A 19,830-nucleotide genomic window follows, 5' to 3' on the forward strand; every position below is an offset into this window, starting at 1 on the left:
TTTATAAGCCGCGTTGCAAACGCTTTATTTTCGTTAATAAGGAAGTAGGTACTCGTTGCAAACGAGCACCAGAGGGGATTTACCAAATTATTCCAAGTACAAAACCATTTCCATTCAAGCCTAATGCCCAAATCCGTTGTAGTGGCTGTTATGCCTGCGTTTTTTTTAGCCTTTATCTGATTTAATTAATATATCTAGAATTTCTTTTAAATTATTCTCTTTATCTAATTCTCTAACCTTTTCATAATATTCATTGCCTTTTTTAAAATCTTTTCGAAACAATTTTAGAAAATTTCCATAGCTTAAAAGTGCTTCAATATATTCAGGATTAATTTCGATAGCCTTTAAAATATGATATTCTGCCTTCTGTAAATTTTCTTCGCTCGGTTTTGCAGGATTAATCAATTTATAATAATTTGATAAATTATTATGAGCTTTTGCATTATTTGGATCGAATTCAAGTATTTTAAGATATTGTTGTTTCGAACCCTCAATATCATTAAAATGTCTCTTTAATAAAACACCTAAATTTAGCCTTGGAATATCAAAATTTGGAGATGCTTCTATTGCTCTTTCATATAAATTTTTCGCTTTTTCAAAATCTTGGGTTTTGAATTCTATTATTTGTCCAAGATTGTTTAATATTTCATAATTAAATGGATCTTTTTCTAATCCTTTTTCGTAATAATATATGGCCTGCTCAAATTTGGATAAATCTCTTGAAGTACCTGCTTTAATAGAGAAATAATAGCTACTTTCGGGGTTGTTTTTTACATAATCATCTAATGCAATTTCTCTATGTTCTAAATTTTCAATTAGAGCAATACTCAATAATTTAATTAATGAAATTGGCTCATAATCAATCGCTAATTTGCTTATTATTGGTTCATATTTTTTTTCAATAATTTCTTCTGGGGAGTAATGTAGACTTTCTGATATTTTTTTCAGAAAACTATCAATACTATATGCGATATCCTTAAATAATTTAAGTTCACTATATATTTCTGCACAATTAATTGGGTCGATGTTTTGTAATGCGCTTTCTAATTCTTTGATTTTTTGCTCCCAAAATTGAATGTAATTTAATCTTTCTAAAGCTGAATAAATTTTAGTTCCATTATAAACTAAGGGTAGAACTTTATTCCAATGATTTTCTTCTTTTTGTAGCTCTAAAATTTCGTAAAGACAGTTTTTTGATTTTAAATAATTGTCCGAAATCAGCAAAATTGCATAGTCACAAGACCTTATTCTTTTCATAAAACTCGGAATATTATCAGTATAGCCCAATTCTTGATTATCTTTTATAATTGAAATACCAATCACCTGTAAGTCATTATAAATCTTGTCTGCTATATCTTTTGTTTGCCAAGAATAAGAGATAAATATTGTTGGTTTTTTACTCATTTTTAAATTTAAAAGGTGAAATATTTCGGTTGTTTTCCGTCGGTTTTCTAAAATTTCAGGTAACTTGTATATATTATATATGACAAACTCATATAAAGCCACCGCATTTTAGGTAGCTATATCTGACAACTACATACAACATTTATTTACGAATGTATAAATAAATATTTACAAATTATGAGATGTAATTCTATTGTATGCACTCTGTAATAAAAAACCTGTTATGAAAACTAATACCCTAGCCCAGATGGGAACGGCATCCTTTTGTGGCGGGGTTCGCCACAAAAGATAGAGTGTACAGCTGGATTAAGCTCCTGAAACTACTTAATGAGTTTATTGAGCATTCCGTTGAAGATAAAGCCGTGAAAAGGCAGTACGGAATACCAATATAATTTTCCTAAGATTCCTTTTGGCTTAAAAGTCGCCGCCTGATATAACGTATTGTGAATGATTTTGAATTCGAGCCATGCTTCGCCGGGCAGTTTCATTTCGGCGTATAAAATCAGTTTTCCTTCTTTTTTATTGGCATAGAGAACGCGCCAAAAATCGAGTGCATCGCCAGCGTAAATGTTATGTTTATTGGTTCGGCCGCGACGGGAACCCACCCCTCCAAAAAGCTTATCGATAAATCCCCTGAAACTCCAGAGCCAATTGCCGTAGTACCAGCCGGTTTCACCTCCTATCGACCAGATTTGATTAATAGTATAGTCCCGATCCAGAACTTCTTTTTTTCTTCGGTCAATGTAACAGCCTTTTTTGGGTACTTTTAAATGGTTGGAAATGCTTTGGCTGAACCTGCCGCTGATGAGTGAATCTTTCCAGCTGGATACGACCTTATCCTCATCCACTTTTAATAAAGCCCTTGAAAGTGCTTCTTTGTAACTGATGGGCTGCACATCTAAAAGTTCGTTGATGCGATGATCACTGCAAATCACCTCAACCTTCATGCTGCTCACCAGGGCTGTTGCCAGTTTATAAGAAGTCGAGGTGACAAAATACAGCCAGTACGATGACAGTTTAGGTGTCATTACGGGAATGGTAAAAATATATCTTTTTTGCTTTTTTGCTTCGGCGAAAGCCAGTAACATTTCTTTGTAGGTTAGAATATCCGGACCTCCAATATCAAAACTCTGGTTATAAGTAAGCGGATTTAAAAGTGATTTTGAAAGGAATTCCAATACATCATTGATGGCAATGGGCTGGCATTTTGTATTGAGCCATTTGGGCGTAATCATGATGGGAAGTTTGTTGACCAGATCACGGATAATTTCGAAAGAAGCACTTCCGGATCCTACTATGATTCCTGCTCTTAAGGTTGTCAAAGGCACTTTTGATTTTGCTAAAATACTTTCGACATTTTTTCGGGATGAGAGATGTTTTGAGAGTGCTTTATCATTTACGATTCCGCTTAAATATAAAATCTGCTGTGCCTGGGTTTGATTGATTCTTTCTGAAAAATTCGTTGCCGAAATACTTTCCAGTTCATCATAATTGGTATCAGAACCGGACATGGAGTGGATGAGGTAAAAAGCGGCATCAATAGCTGTTGGAATATTTACTAAAGTTTCCTTATCTAAAAAATCAACTTCGATAACGTGTACATTTTGCTGCAACTCTTCCGGAATATAAAATCTGTTTTTATCTCTTACACAGCAAATTACATCATGTCCTTTTGCTGCTAAAAGAGGCAAAATACGTTTTCCTATGTAACCTGTTGCGCCTGTTAAGAGAATTCTCATGGACTTTTATATTTTAAAACTCACCAGACCATAATCCATTTCGAAAATCTGACCTGAAATGGAATTTGCTTTTTCAGAAATCAGGAAATCGACCATATTAGCTACTTCATCAGGTTTTAGGTAACTTTTCATAGGATGGCGTTCTGTCATATTTTCTTTCATACGGTCATTTCGCAGTATGGAAGCTGAAAGTGACGTTTCGGTGATTGTGGGTGCAATCGCATTGACACGTACTGTTGGCGCCAGTTCTGCTCCAAGTGATTTTACCAAACCTTCAACGCCTGCTTTTGCTGTGGCAATACTCGCGTGAAAAGGCATTCCTAATTTTACAGCCACAGTGCTGAACAAAACAATGGAAGGCTGATTGCCTTTTCTTAAAACAGGGAGATATTTCTGAATCACTTTTACGGCACCAATTACATTGATTTCAAAATCATTCCTGAAATCATCAATGCTCAAACCCGAAATAGGTTTTAAAGTAATCGATCCCAGACAATAAATTAAAGTGTCTATATTTTCGATTTCAGGAAGTTCATCCTTCAAGACATTTAAACTAAAATGAGTCAGGTTTGAATGAGTAAGATCTGGCTCGGTTCGACTGATATTAAAAACGTTATTATGCTCTAGCTGCTGCTGCAAAACTGCATTCCCAATACCTTTGCTTCCACCGATGATTAGAATATTTCTCATCTTTTCGAAATTTTGTTATGACTTATATGTCTTTGTCTCGAACATTTAAAACGGCCTTCTTTAAAGTCTCTCAATTTTTCATGCTTGGTTTTCCGCCCTTGTACACGTTCCCGCCACATTTTAAAACTTGAAGCTTTCATTTCGATTCGCATTAAATCGATAACTTCCTGCTCTTTTAAACCAAATTGCATAAAGATAGCTTCAAAAGTTGTTCGGTCTTCCCATGCCATTTCTATGATCCTGTCTTTTTCCAGATCGGTCATTTCTTCTTTTGTCATTTGTATTTTTGAAATTGGTTAACCACAATTTTAGCTTTTAAATCAAACATTAGATTGTACAAACCGAAAAAAGTACGATTCATATAAATAAAATGCTTGGAGCCACGGTTACCGTTCATTTTTTTCAGATTAGTATCTTCTGAAAAACGTTTTCCTAATTCGGCAATGGCATTGAAGAAAGTTTCATCCGCAAAATCGAAGGTTTCCTCTTGAAATGGTTTCGTGAAAAGCGACAATAGATCATGGAACATTTCGGTAAAATATTCAACTTCAGCAGACGAATCGTCCTGACGAAGAATTTCTAATTCGAATAGTTTCTCGTTGAAACGATTTTCATCTGTAATAACATTTTTATTGATTAGTTCAAAATAAGGCTCATAAAAATCATTTGGAATTGATTTCATACAGCCAAAATCCAGAGCAATCAATTGGTTTTTATCATTTACCAAAAAATTACCCGGATGCGGATCGGCGTGGACTTTTCGTAAAACGTGAATCTGGTACATGTAAAAGTCCCACAGAGCCTGACCAATTTTGTTTCCCGTTTCTCGATCAAAATCTTTTGCAGTAAACTCCGAAAGATGAATTCCGGTCATCCAGTCCATTGTGATGATTTTCTCTGATGAAAATTCGGGATAATAATTGGGGAAAATTATGTTTTCGATTTTACTGCAGGCTTTTACAACTTCCTGGCTTTGTTTTAATTCAAGCAGATAATTGGTTTCTTCAATCAGTTTATCCTCCACTTCCTGAAAATACTTATCAGAATCTTTTCCCTGCAGATTAAACATTCGGATCGCAATCGGTTTCACCAAAGCCAAATCTGAAGAAATGCTGTTGGCAACGCCCGGATACTGAATTTTTACGGCCAGTTTTTTACCATCTTTCTTTGCCAAATGTACCTGACCAATACTGGCTGCATTTACGGAATTCGCATTGAATTCGTCAAAGATTTCATAAGCCGTTTTACCAAAATTGCTCTTGAAGGTTTTTAAAACCAATGGCGCCGAAAGCGGCGGAACAGAAAATTGTGACAAAGAAAATTTCTCTACATAAGCCTGAGGCAGAAAGTTCTTATCCATGCTGAGCATCTGAGCGACTTTTAACGCACTTCCTTTTAGACTTTTTAACCCGTCATAAATATCTTCGGCATTGTTTTCGTTTAGTTTATCACGGGTCAACTCAGGATTGACCATTTTCTCTGCATAATGCTTAACGTAGTTTACACCTATTTTCGCACCTGTTTGTACCAGCTTACTGGCTCTTTCTATTTTTGAAGTCGGTATATAATCTATGGTTTTCATTGTTTGCTGTATATTTTTTCTTTGAACAGAAATTTCCCTAAATCAATCAAGTGATTCATTGGTGCAACATTCATCAATTCGAAAGAAGCATTTACCGATTTTTCTATGAAAATGTCTGTTTTTTCAAAAGCGGCTGATTCATCATCCATCCAAAATTTTATCGTCATCATCAACTGCACCCAGGCACTTTCCTGAATCGCTTTTTCCTGAAAATTTTGAAGTTTTTCCTGTTGCAATCTATAATCATCAGTAAGGATTTCAGAAACGTATTCTTTAAAACTATTTCGGAGTGAGGTCAATTGTACTAAATTTTTCAACGGATTTCTTTCCAGTTTTAAGGACTGCAAAACATAACTTCTGTTGGCTGTCACTATTTCGAAAAACGTGAAATAAAAACTCAACATTTTGTTTTTCATATCGTATTCTAAATAGTCGGTGTTTTTGTTCAGCAAATCAACTGTATTGACAAAAAACAATCTAAATATTTCTTTTTCTAAACCTTCCAGCGTTCCAAAAAAAGCATAAAACTCAGTTTCCGAAAAATTATTTTCCTTGGTAAAATGATAAACTGATTTTGGTTTTTGCCCTTTTTCTAAAATTTCATTCATGTACATTGAAACTATATCTTCTTTGCCGATTATCTTCTTTTTAGCAGCCATTTCATTTAAATTTAGAATTTGCCTTAAAGGTAAGGAATGTTTAAGTATCTTTACTTATCGTTAAACATTATCCACTGTTAAATATATTATAAACTATATGGCTAAAAATGTTTTGCTAACAGGAGGCACCGGATTCATTGGTAAATATCTTACCGATGTATTGATCGCTAATGGTTTTTCAGTATCTATTCTGAGCAGGAGTGAGAGAAAAAATACCGATTTAATTACGTATTACAAATGGGATTTAGAACACAATTATATTGACGAAGAAGCTATTCTTAAAACAGATTATATAATCCATTTGGCAGGTGAAGGAATTGTAGAGAAAAGATGGACAGCCAAACGCAAAAGGGATATTTTAGAAAGCCGTATAAAACCAATTGATCTTATACATTCTGTTCTGCAAAAAAACAACAAAGCATTAGATACTTTTGTTTCTGCTTCAGCAATTGGAATTTACGGAGCTGTAAACGGAGCTGAAATTTGCACAGAGAACACTCCCCCTGCAAATGATTTTTTAGGAACAACTTGCCAAAAATGGGAAAATGCTGTTAATAAAATTGAATCCTTACAAATAAGAACTGTAAAAATCAGGACAGGAATTGTTTTAGGCAGAAATGGAGGATTTTTAAAAAAACTGACACCAAGCTTCAAATTCGGATTTGGTGCAATTTTAGGTACGGGAAAACAATATTTACCTTGGATTCATATTGAAGATTTATGTGCTATTTATGTAAAGGCAATTCAGGAAAAAGGAATAAACGGTTCTTATAACGCAACTGTTCTGGATAATACAACAAATACTGTTTTGTCTCAGACACTGGCAAATTTGTACGGCTACTCTATCTGGCTGCCTAAAGTTCCTTCTTTTATTCTTAAACTTTTTTTAGGAGAAATGAGTGTTGCCATTTTAAACGGTCAAAGAGTTTCATCAGAAAAAATAAAAAAAACAGGCCTCAACTTTCATTTTGAAGATCTAGAAACAGCACTTTCTCACTGTTTACCTTAAATTTCATTTTAAAGTCAGAAGAATTAGTTCATCATTTCCAATAACACCACTTAATTGTGTTTTGGCAGTTTTTGAAATTTTTGACGCAATTCTATCAGGCACATCAATATCAAAATCAGCTATAGAAATTGGAAAATCTGATATAATCTGTATTCCTCCATATACTTTTTTCAGCAATGCCTTTACAACAATCTCTTTCGATTTTCCTCGTACGGTTAATTTTCCTTTTATTTGATATTCTTTTCCATGTTCATCAATGTCTTTTAAATCAAATTTTTCAATTTTACCTTTAAAGACAGCTTTAGGATATCGATTACTTTCAAGATAGTTTTCATTAAAATGTTCTTCCATTAAATCCAGTTTAAAATGAAAGTCCTTTATTAAAACAGTACATAATAATGTACTTGTTTTAGGATCCAAAACAATCGTAACCGACCTGTTCACAGCCTTTATTCCTTCAAAAAAAGGAACTGAAGCTTCAAAATTTATTACTGCCTGGTTGGTAGTAATTTTTTCCTGAGCGATAATTGAATAAGCGGTAAATAGTAAAATAAATAAAATAGTTTTTTTCATAATCGTCTGCAATTAAACAATTATGTCATTCGTTTTTTTTATTTTCAAGTTGAAAAAATCGAATGGCGTACTCCGTGAAGACATAGTATAATCTATATCATTATTCTTAAAGTTACGAAATTTTCAGGAATGCGGTCGAATAATAAATGCTAAATATTTGTGAATTTTCAATGTCTGACTCTTCCCTTTATGAGAGCATAAAAAAAGTTTATAAAAAAAAATATCTGAACTGCCACTATACTCAAAAAAAGCAGCACAATACTTCCCATGATTTTTTGATTGAAGTACATATCGGTCAGGATTGAATTTAAATCGCCAAAATCACTTTTTCTTATCAATTGCTTCAAAAAACAAATTAATAAGATACCAGCAATACTCACCACAATATGAATAACAGTCATCCATTTTATAAATCTGAAATTCAGCTTCATAAAAACAAAATACAGCAATGCAGGAAAACCATATAGTAATGACAATAATATTCCTAAATGAGGATATTTAATTATAAAATAGGTGTCGTGAATATTAATATCCAAAATTTCATCTGAATTTAAGTATCCCAACAAAAGAAATATTGGAATTAGGATACCTAAAAAAAAATAAGGTTTCCCTGAAATACAGTTAATCATGCTTTATCCTATTTCAAGTAAAACATTATACTTGTCTAAATTTGCCAGATCTTCAATCGAATTTACTTTGGCTACCTTGGCATGTTCTTCTATTTCTTTTTTGGTTTCAATTTGCTTGATGCATTTTCTAAAACGGCGTACTTCATCCAGATTGCTTAAAATTAGTCCCGGAACCTGAACACTTTTACCTTCTTTATCTTTGGCAACCATTGTAAAGTAAGACGAATTACAATGTTTAATTACACCGGTCTGAATGTTCTCTGCCTCGACACGAATACCCACAATCATCGAACTGCGTCCCACATAATTTACTGATGCTTTCATGGTTACTAACTCACCTACTTCAATAGGCTTTAAAAAATTTACGGTATCAACCGAGGCTGTGACACAATAATTTCCGCAGAATTTTGAAGCACAGGCAAAAGCAATCTGATCTAATAATTGCAAAACGTATCCTCCATGAATTTTACCACTAAAATTGGTATGTGACGGAAGCATTAATTCTGAAATACTTATTTTTGATGATGAAACGGGTTTAAAATCTGTAGTCATTAAGGTATGTTTTTATAGTTTTTGGTTTGTTTATTTTAAAATGAAAATTTAATTTAATAATTCATTTTCATCAGTATTTGAAGCTCTGGCAATAATATTTTCAGGAAGTGCCTTTTTAGCTTTTGCACCCATTTTTTTCAATTTTTCGACACTCGAAATCAAATTTCCTCTTCCGTCAACAAGCTTATTCATTGCATTTTCATATTCGGTTTTGGTATCTTTTATTTTGTTCCCTATTTTCAGTAAATCAGTTACAAATCCTTCAAACTTATCATATAATGCTCCGGCCTGACGTGCAATTTCAAAAGCATTTTCCTGTTGTTTCTGGTTTGCCCACATACTGTCAATAGTTCTCAAAGTAGCCAATAAGGTTGTGGGTGTAACAATTACTACATTTCTTGAAAAAGCTTTATTATACAAAGTAGCGTCTTGGTTTAAGGCAATAGCAAAAGCCGGTTCAATAGGAATAAAGAGCAAAACAAAATCAGGGCTTTCAATTTGATATAAATCGTGATAATTTTTACTTCCTAGTTGCTCAACATGCCTTTTTATTGATAAAACATGTTCTTTTAGGAACTCATTTTTAAAACTTTCTTCTTCTTCGTTTACCCATTTTTCATAAGCGGTCAAAGAAACTTTAGAATCGATAATCATTTTTTTACCATCCGGTAAATTGATTACCACATCTGGAAAAACCCTATTTCCATCAGCATTGGTAAAACTTTGCTGGACTTCATATTCCCTTCCTTTTTCCAGGCCTGATTTCTCGAGAACACGTTCTAAAACCAGCTCACCCCAATTACCCTGCATTTTACTGTCGCCCTTTAGGGCTTTTGTTAAATTTAAAGTTTCTTTACTCATTTGAATATTCATTTCGCTTAAGCCTAAAATCTGCTGACGCAAAGCCGCATGATAATCGATGCTTTCTTTATGGGTCTGCTCTACTTTTTGCTCAAAACCCTGAATTTTATCCTGCAAAGGCAACAGAATATTTTTCATATTTACAGAATTTTGTTCTGTAAATTTTGCTGATTTTTCTTCTAGAATTTTATTGGCTAAATTTTCAAATTCTTTTGTAAATTTTTCCTGTAATGCTGTTATTTCATTCTTCTGTTCTTTATGGCGCTCCCATAAATTTTCAAAATCAACTTCTTTTTTTGAAAACTGAATCGCCAAACTATCTTTCTCATTTCGAATATATTCCTTCTCAGAATTTAGTATATGAATTTGTTTTTCGAAACTGTTCTTTTCATTTTGAAACTGTTCTTTGTGCAATTGAAATTGTGAATTTGCTCCATTGAGTTTTTCATTCAAACTCACTTTCTCTGATTCAAATTTAGCCGAAGATAATATTCTTCCAAAATAAAGACCTAAAAATAAAGCAATAACAAAAACTATTAAAAGAGGGGCAAAATCCAACATATCTACGTTAATTTTTAAGTAAAAGTACGCAATAATACGTAGTTCTAAATTTTTAAAATTAAAAAATCACGAATTAGTATCCATTCTAATTTAAATAAACATTCGAGTCAATTTAAAAAAATAAAATTAAACGCAACCATTTAAAAACGATTCCATCTACTAAATATAAACCTAATAATAAAATTTATGAAAAAGTTAATGTTAAGCTTATTTATAGCTTTTGGATTCAGTGCCTGTTCCCTAAATGATGATTTACCTAATGATACTTGTGGAGATTATACGAATGTTTCTTTTAGCGGCTTTCCTCTTTCCTGCAACTATACTATTAAAGAAGAATTTCTTAATCCTTCAGTTTTAATTATAACCACGCAGGAAAAATTGAATCAGTATTTCACAAAACACGATAATACGTGCACGGTAGCAAGTGATCCAAATATTGATTTCACTAAAAACTTTTTAATTGGCATTTTTTCCGGTCAGAAACCAACGAGCGGTTATGGGATAAAAATCACTTCGATAGTAGAAAACAATTGCCAGATAGTTGTTAATTTCTTCGAAAATGGTCCACAAACCGGAGAAACGACTACTCCAACTACAACCTATCCTGCAGATTATATTTTGATCCCGAAAACGACAAAACCAATCTATTTTAACAAAACCACAGAAAACAAAGACAATATTGTAATTGGTACTTTTGGCAGCGTTAATGACTTTTTTCAATTAAATGATTACAACGTTCTTAAATTTTTAAATGTTGCTGCAGGCAGTTATGAATTTGGTCAATATAAATATACTGCTACAATAAAAAGGGGAGAATACACGTTGTTCCTAAAAAGTGTCCCAACTGAAATCTTAAACTTAAAAGGCCAAACCAAAACCTACGGATCTCCTGATGCAGCAGCTCAGGGTGGTGTTTATTTTGAATTACATCAAGGCGCCAGTACAACAAAAATCTATATCGACAATACCGATACTGCAGATCAGAGTACAGAAGTAAAAGTTTTCAAGAAGGCAATTAAAGACAAAATTGAACTCTTAAAAATTTAACAAATCATGACAAAAAAACTATTCCTTTTTATTGTATTTAGTGTTTTTACTACTGCTTATTCCTTAGAAGATAACAAAACCAGCCAGATAATTGATACCTGGACCTGGGAAAAAACGATAGGCGGAGAAAGCAATCCTTATATCTCTACTCCCAAAATAATAGGTTTTAATAAAAAGATAGTTTTTACTCCTGATGGAAAAATCATTACTTACAAAGATGATATCGAAATTCGTAACAGTTTGTATGAAATCAAAAAAGGAATTAGTTTTTTTGACCAGTCAGAAAAAGAGCTGATTACTTTTGAAGGCAAAACATATATCATAGAAAACCTTGATAATCAAAATCTAACAATCATAAGTAATGATTCTGAAGGCACACGTACTATCTATAAAAAATAGGTTAAGAGTCTAAAAAAAGTTATTTTTGCCAAAATCAAACAACCCTCTTTTTTGAAAGACGATTTAGAAATATATATAAAACAATGTGTACAGAATGACAGAGCAGGACAACTGAAAATTTATCAGTTGTTCTCTCCTGTCTTGTATGGTATTTGTTTAAAATATATGAAAAATGAAGACGATGCTAAAGATGTTTTTCAGGAAGCCTTTGTTATCGTTTTTCAAAAAATCCATCAATATAAATTTGAAGGCAGTTTTGAAGGATGGTTAAAACGAATTTTTATCAATAAACTAATCGAAACATTAAATAAGAAAAAAAAAGAAAGTTTCTTTTTAGATGTTTTTGATCCTGATACCGATTTTATAGAAGAAGAGGAATTAGAAGTTATTCCGATAGCACAAGAAAAATTACTCGAATATATCAGAGAATTACCTGATCAGTACCGCATGGTATTTAACTTGTATGTTTTTGAAAAAATGAAACATAGAGAAATTGCCGAACAACTCAAAATTTCAGAAGGAACTTCCAAATCTAATTTAAACAGAGCTAAACGAATTTTACAAAAACGAATTTTGAGTATTAAAAATTTTAAAACAGCATGAAAAAGCAAAAAATAGAAGATATTTTTTCATCGATAGAAAACTTCTCGAGTGTTCCGCCGCCCGAATTATGGAGTAAAATCGAAGAAGAACTTGATAAACCTAAAAAGAAAAAAACAGTAGTTCTTTGGTGGTCAGCTGCAGCATGCCTTTTATTAGGATTGTTAATTCCTTCTGTTTTACGTTTAGATTCTGATTCAGTAATCGAAACAATAAATAACGGATCAATTGAAAAAAGTGTCGTTCTTGATGAAAACAAAACAATTTCTACTGAAGAAAACAATATCGGAATAAAAACTGATGTTGTCGAAAACTCATCGATAGAAAACACTGTAAATCAATTAAATAATTCTAAAAATAACAACACACATAAAAAAGTAATTACTCATACAGATTCTGATACTAATATCAATTCCGGTATTTATGTCCCGAAATCAAACAATACAACAGAAAACACAAACCAGGCTGTAGCGGAAAAAACATTTGTTACAGGAAAACAAAATTCGTTTAATTCTTTATCAAATAATCAAACAGTACAACCTAAAAAAAGAAAAGAGAATCAGGTTATAGCAGAAAAACCATTCGTTGCAGGAAAACAAAACCCATTCAACTCTCCTTCAGATAACCAAAATCTACAAACTGAAAAAAGAAATGAAAATCAGACTGTGGCTGAAAAAACATTCGTTACTGGAAAACAAAATTCATTTAACCCTTCTTCAGATAACCAAACTCTACAAACTGAAAAAAGAAATGAAAATCAGACTGTGGCTGAAAAAACATTCGTTACAGGAAAACAAAATTCATTTAACCCTTCTTCAGATAATCAGTTGCCAAACTCTATTTTTGAAGATAAATTGGCTTCAAAAAACAATGCTGCTATAACTTTAAATTTAAATTCAGATAATAAGCAAAAAATCCGAAAAGAACTTACAGTTGAACCTATAACAACTGAAAAAGCAATCCTTTCAGAAAATGTTCAAAAGACGAATTACATAGCTAATAATAATTCATTGAGCAAACAAGACTCTGTTCAATTGGCCGAATTGCAAAATTTAGAAAAAGGCATTGCCGAAATTAAAACTGAAAAAGACAAAGAAACCAAGTCAGTTTCTAACTCTGAAAAATGGTCATTGGGAGTTTTTGCAGGAATTGCAAATTCTGAAAATTACAATAACCAAAAGACTTTTGGGAATGTTAATGAATCGAAACAAACCAGTACATACGGAGTAAAAACAAACTTAAAACTTAATAAAAAATGGGCTGTAAGTTCCGGTTTAAAAATTAATGAATTGGGACAAAGCATTGCAAATGTTTCCTATTACAAGACTTATAATACTGAATCATTTCCTAGTTCAAGCAATTATCTGAGCCCCAACACAACTGCATCTTCACCAAAAATAACAAACAGTCCGAGTTATGTTTTTGTTTCTAAAAATACACTAACGGCTTTAAAAAGCGAAAGTTTTGAAAGCGGAAATATTGATCAGAGTTTAAAATATATCGAGATGCCTCTTGAGGTTTCGTATGCTGTTTTCAATAAAAATAAAGCCAGTATTAGTTTGAATACTGGAGGATTTGTAGGAAAATTAATTTCTAACGATGTAACCTTAAACGGAAATTCAATAGGTGATAATTTAAATGCCAATGACTTTGTTTATGGCTCTTTACTAAGCAGTACTTTTCAATATCTTTTATACAAAAAAACACATGTTTTTGTTGAACCTGGCATGAACTATTACATCAACCCTTTAAACAATCAAACTTTTAATCAATTTCAATGGTCATTCAATTTTGGTTTGAATGTTTCATTTTAGATGAAAATATTAACTTATGACCATTCAGAAAACCTGGATTAATTCGAACATTTTACCGCATAAATTAATTTTAGCTAAAGATTTAGTTTATAACAGCTGCAATTTCGAATGTACACAGCCAATTCCAGAAGCTGAAAGCGCCGAATATAACGCTTATCGTTTTGAAATCAATAAAAAGAAAATCTGTTACAGGGAAGCTAAAACTACGCCAACTAAAACTGGGCAGTTTGTCACTTTATGGAAACGTAATGAATCCGGAACAATTGAACCTTTTAATTTTTTTGACGCCATAGATTTCGTTATTATTAGTGTCCGAAAAGAAAATAAATTTGGTCAATTTATTTTTCCGAAAGCTGTTTTATTAGAAAAAGGAATTTTTTCTACTTCAGCTAAAGAAGGCAAAAGAGCAACAAGAGTTTATCCGCCCTGGGATGTTACTGCCAGTAAACAGGCTCAAAAAACACAACAATGGCAATTGGATTATTTTTTAGAAATATCAGAAAATAAATCTATTGTTTCAAAAGCAAAACAATTATTTGATATTCAATAAGTACTTTTTAAAAATAAAAAAGGCAGTTCAAAAATTTCTGAACTGCCTTTTTAGTAACTGATTATTGGTGCTTATTTTTTTATAATTTTTCCTTTAAAGACAACTTTGTTATTTTCTGTCAGCGTATAAATATAAAGTCCCCTTTGTAAATAACTTACCGGAACTGCTGTAGTGCTTACATCCTGATTTGCTTTAACCTCAACAGGATTCCCTGCTAAACGTCCGTTGCTATCATAAAATCTTAATTTTAGATTTTTGTCTGTAGTACTTTTTACAAGAACATTTACGACATCTGTCGCAGGATTAGGAAATGCCTTTACAGCAAATGCTTTGTTGGTTTCAAAATCAATGGTACCCAGATTATCTTCTTTTAATTCAAAACGGGCCATTACAGGTCCATGATCTGAAGTTGTAGTTGTATAACCTGGAATATCTGTACGAGGATCATAAACTGCAATTGAATTTTGTATATATTCATCTGCTAATTCATTCGAAATAACAATATGATCCAGAAATCCGTTTGAACTCAAATAACTATAAGCACCAGCCTGACTGATTCCTAAAGTAAGCGCATTGTAGTTGCTGGTATCATTAACAAATGCTTCATAAGATGAAGGATTCGGAGTAATTACAGATGCTTTTACATCATCATTAAAATCTCCCAGAATCATCAAATTAGAATTTGGATAATGAACATCCAAACTGTCTTTTAACAATTCAGCATCATACTTACGCATATTGTATCTCGCCATATCTGATCCGCTGTTGGCACGGGCATGAAGATCAATCAGGTTGATTTCTTTTTTAACACCGCCAATATTGGTTTCTATTTGTACCAGATAAGGCAAACGCCCTGATGAGAAAAAACTTGCTCCGTTTCCGCCCGGATAATTAGGTAAAGTTGTAGTTCCCGCTCGAACCTCATCGTATAATTTTTTAAACATGACGCGGGTCTTTTTTACTGTGGTGGTTTGCGTATTATAAAGTACCACTAATTTTTGAGGAGGGAAATTCGGATCCGGTGCATTAAATGAGTACGACCATGATGTTGAAATGGTTTTATCGAATGTTTTACCGTTGATATTTAATTTCTGAATTAAAATATTCAAAGACGGGTCATCAGAGACTTCCTGAACCACATACACATCGGCATTTAGCTTGTTCATTACTTTCGCCACGTTCTCAATTTGCAAAGCATCATCCGTTGGGCCAAACTCTACATTATCAGTTCCTTTTACGTCGGTACCAAAAAACTCTAAATTGTAGGTTACAACATCAAAAGTATCTTCTTTTGATATAGAAGAACCTGTCAAATTCCCCATTTGTTTATTCAAAGAAGTTCCGCTTACAGTTAATGTTCCGGAAATAGTTAATGCTTTTACAGAAGGTATAAATCTTGCGTAAACCGTTTTTCCGGCTAATGCATCAGGAGCGTTTACCACAACGCTGGACTGAAACAAATTATCATCTAAAGACAACTCATAATCTGCAGGAGCAGTAATCGTAATATCTCCGTAACCTCCTGCTTTGAAAACAAAAGACTGGCTTACAGAAACCGTATTCACATTTACAACTCCGAAATCTAAAACAGGATTTGAAGCCACATAAGCTGCCTCATTGGTAATCGCCACATCATCTAATGACCATTCTGCGGCAAAATTAGTTCCTCCTGCTGTTGTTTCATATACCCAGGCTATATAAGTATGATCTGTTTTATATTCTGCCAGGCTTATAGATTGCGACTGCACATAAGTTTCTGTTATTGTTGGAAAATTTGCATCTAATTCTGTCCACGTTGCTGTTTCCGGATTGCTTTTACCGTCATAATTAGTTGAAACCATTAATTTTAAAGCCGGTCCTGCATAATATTTACGGGAATAAAAAGATAGCAATGGAAATTGACTAAAATTATCCAAACGCAATCTTGGCGAAATAAGCCAGTCCTTACTGGCTCCCCCATCAGAATATCCATTCATAAGTACAGCCCCGGTTCCTGAGTTTATATTTCTGGGAACGGTTGTACTCGTCCAGCTATTGGTAGTACCTGCTATATTATATTGTGTCCAGCCACTATTGGTCAATACACTTACATCATTAAAGCCCTGAATATATGGATTAATTCCAGCACCTGATAAAGTGATGTTTTTAGTAACGGCTCCTGTTGATTCATGAGTTATCTGTCCCGAAAAATTAACTGTAGAAGTGGGTGTAAACCGGACATAAACTGTTTGAGCCGTATTGGAAGCAAAATCTGACACCGTATAGGTTAAAGAAGAGCCAAACGTGTTATTATCTTTAGAAATTGTAAAATTTGCAGGAGCACTCACCACAACATCGTTTGTAAGATTAGAACCCTGTACTTGATAACTTAAACTTTCAGAATCATAATTTGCCTCAGAAAACCCTAAATTAAGTGAAGTAACTGAAGTAGATAATGAGGGAATTGCAACGTTTGAAGTTGTTGCATCAACCTTTCTGACTATTGATTGTATATTGCCGTGAGAATCTTCAGAAACAGAGAAGACACTATAAGCCGTGCTAAGATTCAAACCTAAAAAAGTCTTTGTGTAAATAAGAGCACTATTTGTAACATCAAAAAATCCGGATTGTAATGCAGCTGAATCATTTGCATCAAGACCATTTTTTATTTGAGTTGCACTTGGCGCTGTGCTTCCAGATGGCAATAAAACGTAATATGTTTTTCCTGTCTCGTCTAATTTATTAGAAAAATCGAAACTTTCCCCTAGAATATTTTCTGCTTTTGGATAACCCGCTTCACTTACAGGAGCTTCCTCATCACTTTTAATATCAATATTATCAATTGCAAAAGAAGGTCGGGAACCTCCACCGGAAACTTGTCTTGAAATCCATCTGATTTGTACTAAAGGCTGGTTATCACATTCTGCCGGTAAAGTTACTTTTATTACCTGAGGATTTTGAGGAGTTACGATAGCAGTAATCTGATCAGTAGTGTTATTTCTGTATGCCGTTGGTAATAGTGAAGTAAAAGCAGCTGTTGTACCCACACGATATTGTAAAACCATTTCATTAATACGATCAGAATAAGTTCCGCTTATGGTAGTCCCATAAGGATTACGGATCGTCATAGCATCATATTGAACTTCTATCGCAGACGCTCCTGTAGCATCAAAAGTAAAACTTATCGTTAAATCTAAAGAGCTGGTATTCAGGAAACCAATTTTTTCATTATAGTTATAAATATTTCCAGTTCCAGTAGCAGCAGTAGCAGCAGACATCGTTCTATCAGTTAAACCTGCCGTTGTTTTAAAAGCTGTTCCAGGCGATCCAGATACACTCGATCCCTTAAATTCTAATGGATAAACTGTAGAGCTTGCACCTAATCCAACAAAATCCTGCGTATAAGGCAGTGTGGGTAAAGTCTGCGCAAACAGACCCTCAGAAAAGCAACAAAAAAAACTTAAAATTACCATTATATGGCGTACCGTGTAAATATTTTTCATAGTTTAAAATATAGAGTTTTTAGAAGCCTAATTTATATCCTTTAAAGTTAAGGGAATATTATAAAACCTTTAACTTAAGCACTTTAAACTTATGAACATTTAATAACAAAATGCTGTTTTTAAAAAGTTTTTATCTGATATTATTAACAAAACAATCATTAAGCAATCAAATTAACATTTTTTACACCTATCTATTTTAACAAAAAAATCACCAGATAATACATAAAAAAGGCCGTCTAAAAAACAGACAGCCTCATCATACTATTTCAAAAATCCCTAAACGGCAGTGTAACCTCCATCGGCAATAATGTAACTTCCGGTCGTAAAAGAAGATTTTTCAGAACTTAAGAAAACAACCAATTCGGCAATTTCTTCCGAAGTTCCTAAACGATTCACAGGAGATTTTGCTGCGACGGCATTCATGGCACTTTTATCTAAATTGTCTTTTAACAATGCCGTTTCAATGTAACCTGGCCCTACGGCATTACAGCGAATGTTTTTTTGAGCATACTCTACGGCAATATTTTTACTTAACCCCACAACAGCATGTTTTGAAGCGGTGTAGGCCGGACTGTTTGGAGCGGCAACCTGACCGTGAATCGACGCAATATTTACGATACTTCCGCCGCCGTTTTTATCCATTTGTTCCAGCTGATAGCGGCAAGCGTAAAAAACACCGTTTAAATTCAGTGCAATTACTTTGTCCCATTCTTCCGGTTCATATTCTCCTGTAGGTTTTGCCGGCCCTCCCATTCCTGCATTGTTGCAGGCAATATCCAGACTGCCATATTTTTCAACAACAGCCTCTGCCATTCGTTTATTATCAGCTGCGCTTGAAGAATCCCCTTTAATAAAAAAAGCTTCTCCACCTGCATCTTTTATCGCTTTTACGGTTTCATCACCGTGTTCCGTATTTATATCCGATAGTACTACTTTTGCTCCCTCACGGGCATAAGCTTCTGCAACAGCGCGTCCAATTCCTGAACCGCCTCCTGATACAAAAGCTACTTTGTTTTCTAAAAGTGCCATTTTTTTATATATTTAAATTTGTACCTACAATTTACAAACATATAAAGAGACAGAAAAAATAATGAGAGAGTTTACAATAAGATTAACGCGAAGTGCTAATCAAATGTTATTTGACAATATCATTACCTGAATTAGAAAAAAATTCCGTAAATCAATTCTCTTCTTCATCCAATTTCATATTCCCTCTGTCTTCATGGCTTTCCGGATTTGAGTTTGGGTAACGATTTGGTGTTATGTCCGAATTTCGATCTTTATTCTCTACTGTTTTTTTTGCTTCTTCTTCAGTAGCAACACCACGGTTTGCATTTGCATTATTTGGATTTACATCATCTTTTACTTTTTTAATATCTTCATTTTCATTTCTGGCTCTTTCTACAACTGTTTTATTCCCAGCTGAATCTGTAACTACCTCTTTTTTTAAATTCGCATCTTCTGATTTTCCATCATGCGAAATATTTTTTCCTTTGGCTTCATCTATATCTTTCTGTACTCCGTTTATCTTTTTAGCGCCTAAATTATTAGTTTCCATATGCTTTATTATTTTGAGTTTCTATTCTAATATTACGAATTCTAAATTTTAAAACGAAATGGTTTAACATAGCTTTAGTTTATTAAATCATTAAAACAGAATGAAACAAGACTATCTTTGC

General features: G+C 33.2%; 20 protein-coding genes. 7 read left to right on the forward strand and 13 right to left on the reverse strand.

What is annotated here, in order from left to right:
- Window positions 1-185, forward strand: a 185-nt coding sequence (locus tag ACEN2I_RS11275; RefSeq protein WP_441766203.1) for a hypothetical protein, incomplete at its 5' end; no start/stop codon positions are given.
- Here the strand turns inward: ACEN2I_RS11275 and ACEN2I_RS11280 are convergent.
- The 6 genes from ACEN2I_RS11280 to ACEN2I_RS11305 form a co-directional block, all read right to left on the reverse strand.
- A complete protein-coding gene (locus tag ACEN2I_RS11280; RefSeq protein ID WP_441766204.1) occupies window positions 166-1,404 on the reverse strand; it encodes a TIR domain-containing protein in 1,239 nt (412 codons plus the stop codon). The two genes, ACEN2I_RS11275 and ACEN2I_RS11280, sit on opposite strands and share 20 nt — an antisense overlap.
- A gap of 320 nt (window positions 1,405-1,724) precedes the next feature.
- Window positions 1,725-3,143, reverse strand: coding sequence for an SDR family oxidoreductase (locus ACEN2I_RS11285; protein ID WP_441766205.1), 1,419 nt, complete (start codon window positions 3,141-3,143; stop codon window positions 1,725-1,727).
- Between the two features lie 6 nt (window positions 3,144-3,149).
- The gene (locus ACEN2I_RS11290; protein ID WP_441766206.1) at window positions 3,150-3,833 is read right to left on the reverse strand and encodes an SDR family NAD(P)-dependent oxidoreductase; all 684 of its coding nucleotides are present in this window, start codon (window positions 3,831-3,833) and stop codon (window positions 3,150-3,152) included.
- Window positions 3,830-4,111, reverse strand: coding sequence for a TIGR03643 family protein (locus ACEN2I_RS11295; RefSeq protein ID WP_441766207.1), 282 nt, complete (start codon window positions 4,109-4,111; stop codon window positions 3,830-3,832). Before ACEN2I_RS11295 ends, ACEN2I_RS11290 begins: the two co-directional genes overlap by 4 nt.
- On the reverse strand, window positions 4,108-5,415 hold the full coding sequence (locus ACEN2I_RS11300; protein ID WP_441766208.1) for an ABC1 kinase family protein: 1,308 nt from the start codon (window positions 5,413-5,415) through the stop codon (window positions 4,108-4,110). The genes ACEN2I_RS11295 and ACEN2I_RS11300 overlap by 4 nt, the downstream gene beginning before the upstream one ends.
- Window positions 5,412-6,074, reverse strand: coding sequence for a TetR family transcriptional regulator C-terminal domain-containing protein (locus ACEN2I_RS11305; RefSeq protein ID WP_441766209.1), 663 nt, complete (start codon window positions 6,072-6,074; stop codon window positions 5,412-5,414). The genes ACEN2I_RS11300 and ACEN2I_RS11305 overlap by 4 nt, the downstream gene beginning before the upstream one ends.
- Before the next feature lie 97 nt (window positions 6,075-6,171).
- On the opposite strand from ACEN2I_RS11305, the gene ACEN2I_RS11310 reads away from it, so the two are divergent.
- Window positions 6,172-7,083 (forward strand): TIGR01777 family oxidoreductase, encoded by a 912-nt coding sequence (locus ACEN2I_RS11310; RefSeq protein WP_441766210.1) that lies wholly within the window; start codon window positions 6,172-6,174, stop codon window positions 7,081-7,083.
- A 3-nt stretch (window positions 7,084-7,086) separates the two neighbouring features.
- Here the strand turns inward: ACEN2I_RS11310 and ACEN2I_RS11315 are convergent, their stop codons facing one another.
- The 4 genes from ACEN2I_RS11315 to rmuC all read right to left on the reverse strand — a co-directional run bounded on the left by ACEN2I_RS11315 (window position 7,087) and on the right by rmuC (window position 10,259).
- On the reverse strand, window positions 7,087-7,656 hold the full coding sequence (locus ACEN2I_RS11315) for a YceI family protein (protein WP_441766211.1): 570 nt from the start codon (window positions 7,654-7,656) through the stop codon (window positions 7,087-7,089).
- 167 nt (window positions 7,657-7,823) lie between these two features.
- On the reverse strand, window positions 7,824-8,285 hold the full coding sequence (locus tag ACEN2I_RS11320) for a hypothetical protein (protein WP_441766212.1): 462 nt from the start codon (window positions 8,283-8,285) through the stop codon (window positions 7,824-7,826).
- Between the two features lie 3 nt (window positions 8,286-8,288).
- On the reverse strand, window positions 8,289-8,837 hold the full coding sequence (locus tag ACEN2I_RS11325) for an acyl-CoA thioesterase (RefSeq protein ID WP_441766213.1): 549 nt from the start codon (window positions 8,835-8,837) through the stop codon (window positions 8,289-8,291).
- Between the two features lie 48 nt (window positions 8,838-8,885).
- Window positions 8,886-10,259, reverse strand: a complete 1,374-nt coding sequence (gene rmuC / locus ACEN2I_RS11330) for a DNA recombination protein RmuC (protein ID WP_441766214.1) — start codon at window positions 10,257-10,259, stop codon at window positions 8,886-8,888.
- Window positions 10,260-10,445: 186 nt separating this feature from the next.
- On the opposite strand from rmuC, the gene ACEN2I_RS11335 reads away from it, so the two are divergent.
- Genes ACEN2I_RS11335 through ACEN2I_RS11355 form a run of 5 tightly spaced genes read left to right on the forward strand, consistent with a single transcriptional unit; the run spans window position 10,446 to window position 14,669 of the window.
- Window positions 10,446-11,306 (forward strand): protease complex subunit PrcB family protein, encoded by an 861-nt coding sequence (locus tag ACEN2I_RS11335; protein ID WP_441766215.1) that lies wholly within the window; start codon window positions 10,446-10,448, stop codon window positions 11,304-11,306.
- Between the two features lie 6 nt (window positions 11,307-11,312).
- Complete coding sequence (locus tag ACEN2I_RS11340; RefSeq protein ID WP_441766216.1) at window positions 11,313-11,705, forward strand: hypothetical protein; 393 nt, start codon at window positions 11,313-11,315, stop codon at window positions 11,703-11,705.
- 51 nt (window positions 11,706-11,756) lie between these two features.
- Window positions 11,757-12,308 carry an RNA polymerase sigma factor gene (locus ACEN2I_RS11345; protein ID WP_441766217.1) on the forward strand — a complete coding sequence of 184 codons (552 nt, stop codon included), beginning with the start codon at window positions 11,757-11,759 and terminating at the stop codon, window positions 12,306-12,308.
- Window positions 12,305-14,119: a hypothetical protein gene (locus ACEN2I_RS11350; RefSeq protein WP_441766218.1), complete on the forward strand. Its 1,815-nt coding sequence runs from the start codon at window positions 12,305-12,307 to the stop codon at window positions 14,117-14,119. Before ACEN2I_RS11345 ends, ACEN2I_RS11350 begins: the two co-directional genes overlap by 4 nt.
- A gap of 16 nt (window positions 14,120-14,135) precedes the next feature.
- Window positions 14,136-14,669 (forward strand): MepB family protein, encoded by a 534-nt coding sequence (locus ACEN2I_RS11355; RefSeq protein WP_441766219.1) that lies wholly within the window; start codon window positions 14,136-14,138, stop codon window positions 14,667-14,669.
- 71 nt (window positions 14,670-14,740) lie between these two features.
- Here the strand turns inward: ACEN2I_RS11355 and ACEN2I_RS11360 are convergent, their stop codons facing one another.
- The 3 genes from ACEN2I_RS11360 to ACEN2I_RS11370 form a co-directional block, all read right to left on the reverse strand.
- Entirely contained in the window at window positions 14,741-18,151 is a 3,411-nt protein-coding gene (locus ACEN2I_RS11360; protein WP_441766220.1) for a choice-of-anchor J domain-containing protein, read from the reverse strand.
- Between the two features lie 276 nt (window positions 18,152-18,427).
- Window positions 18,428-19,180 (reverse strand): SDR family NAD(P)-dependent oxidoreductase, encoded by a 753-nt coding sequence (locus tag ACEN2I_RS11365; RefSeq protein WP_441766221.1) that lies wholly within the window; start codon window positions 19,178-19,180, stop codon window positions 18,428-18,430.
- Window positions 19,181-19,331: 151 nt separating this feature from the next.
- Complete coding sequence (locus ACEN2I_RS11370; RefSeq protein ID WP_441766222.1) at window positions 19,332-19,709, reverse strand: hypothetical protein; 378 nt, start codon at window positions 19,707-19,709, stop codon at window positions 19,332-19,334.
- Window positions 19,710-19,830: the final 121 nt, after the last annotated feature.

It is taken from the genome of Flavobacterium sp. W22_SRS_FK3 (assembly GCF_052113665.1).
GTDB lineage: Bacteria > Bacteroidota > Bacteroidia > Flavobacteriales > Flavobacteriaceae > Flavobacterium.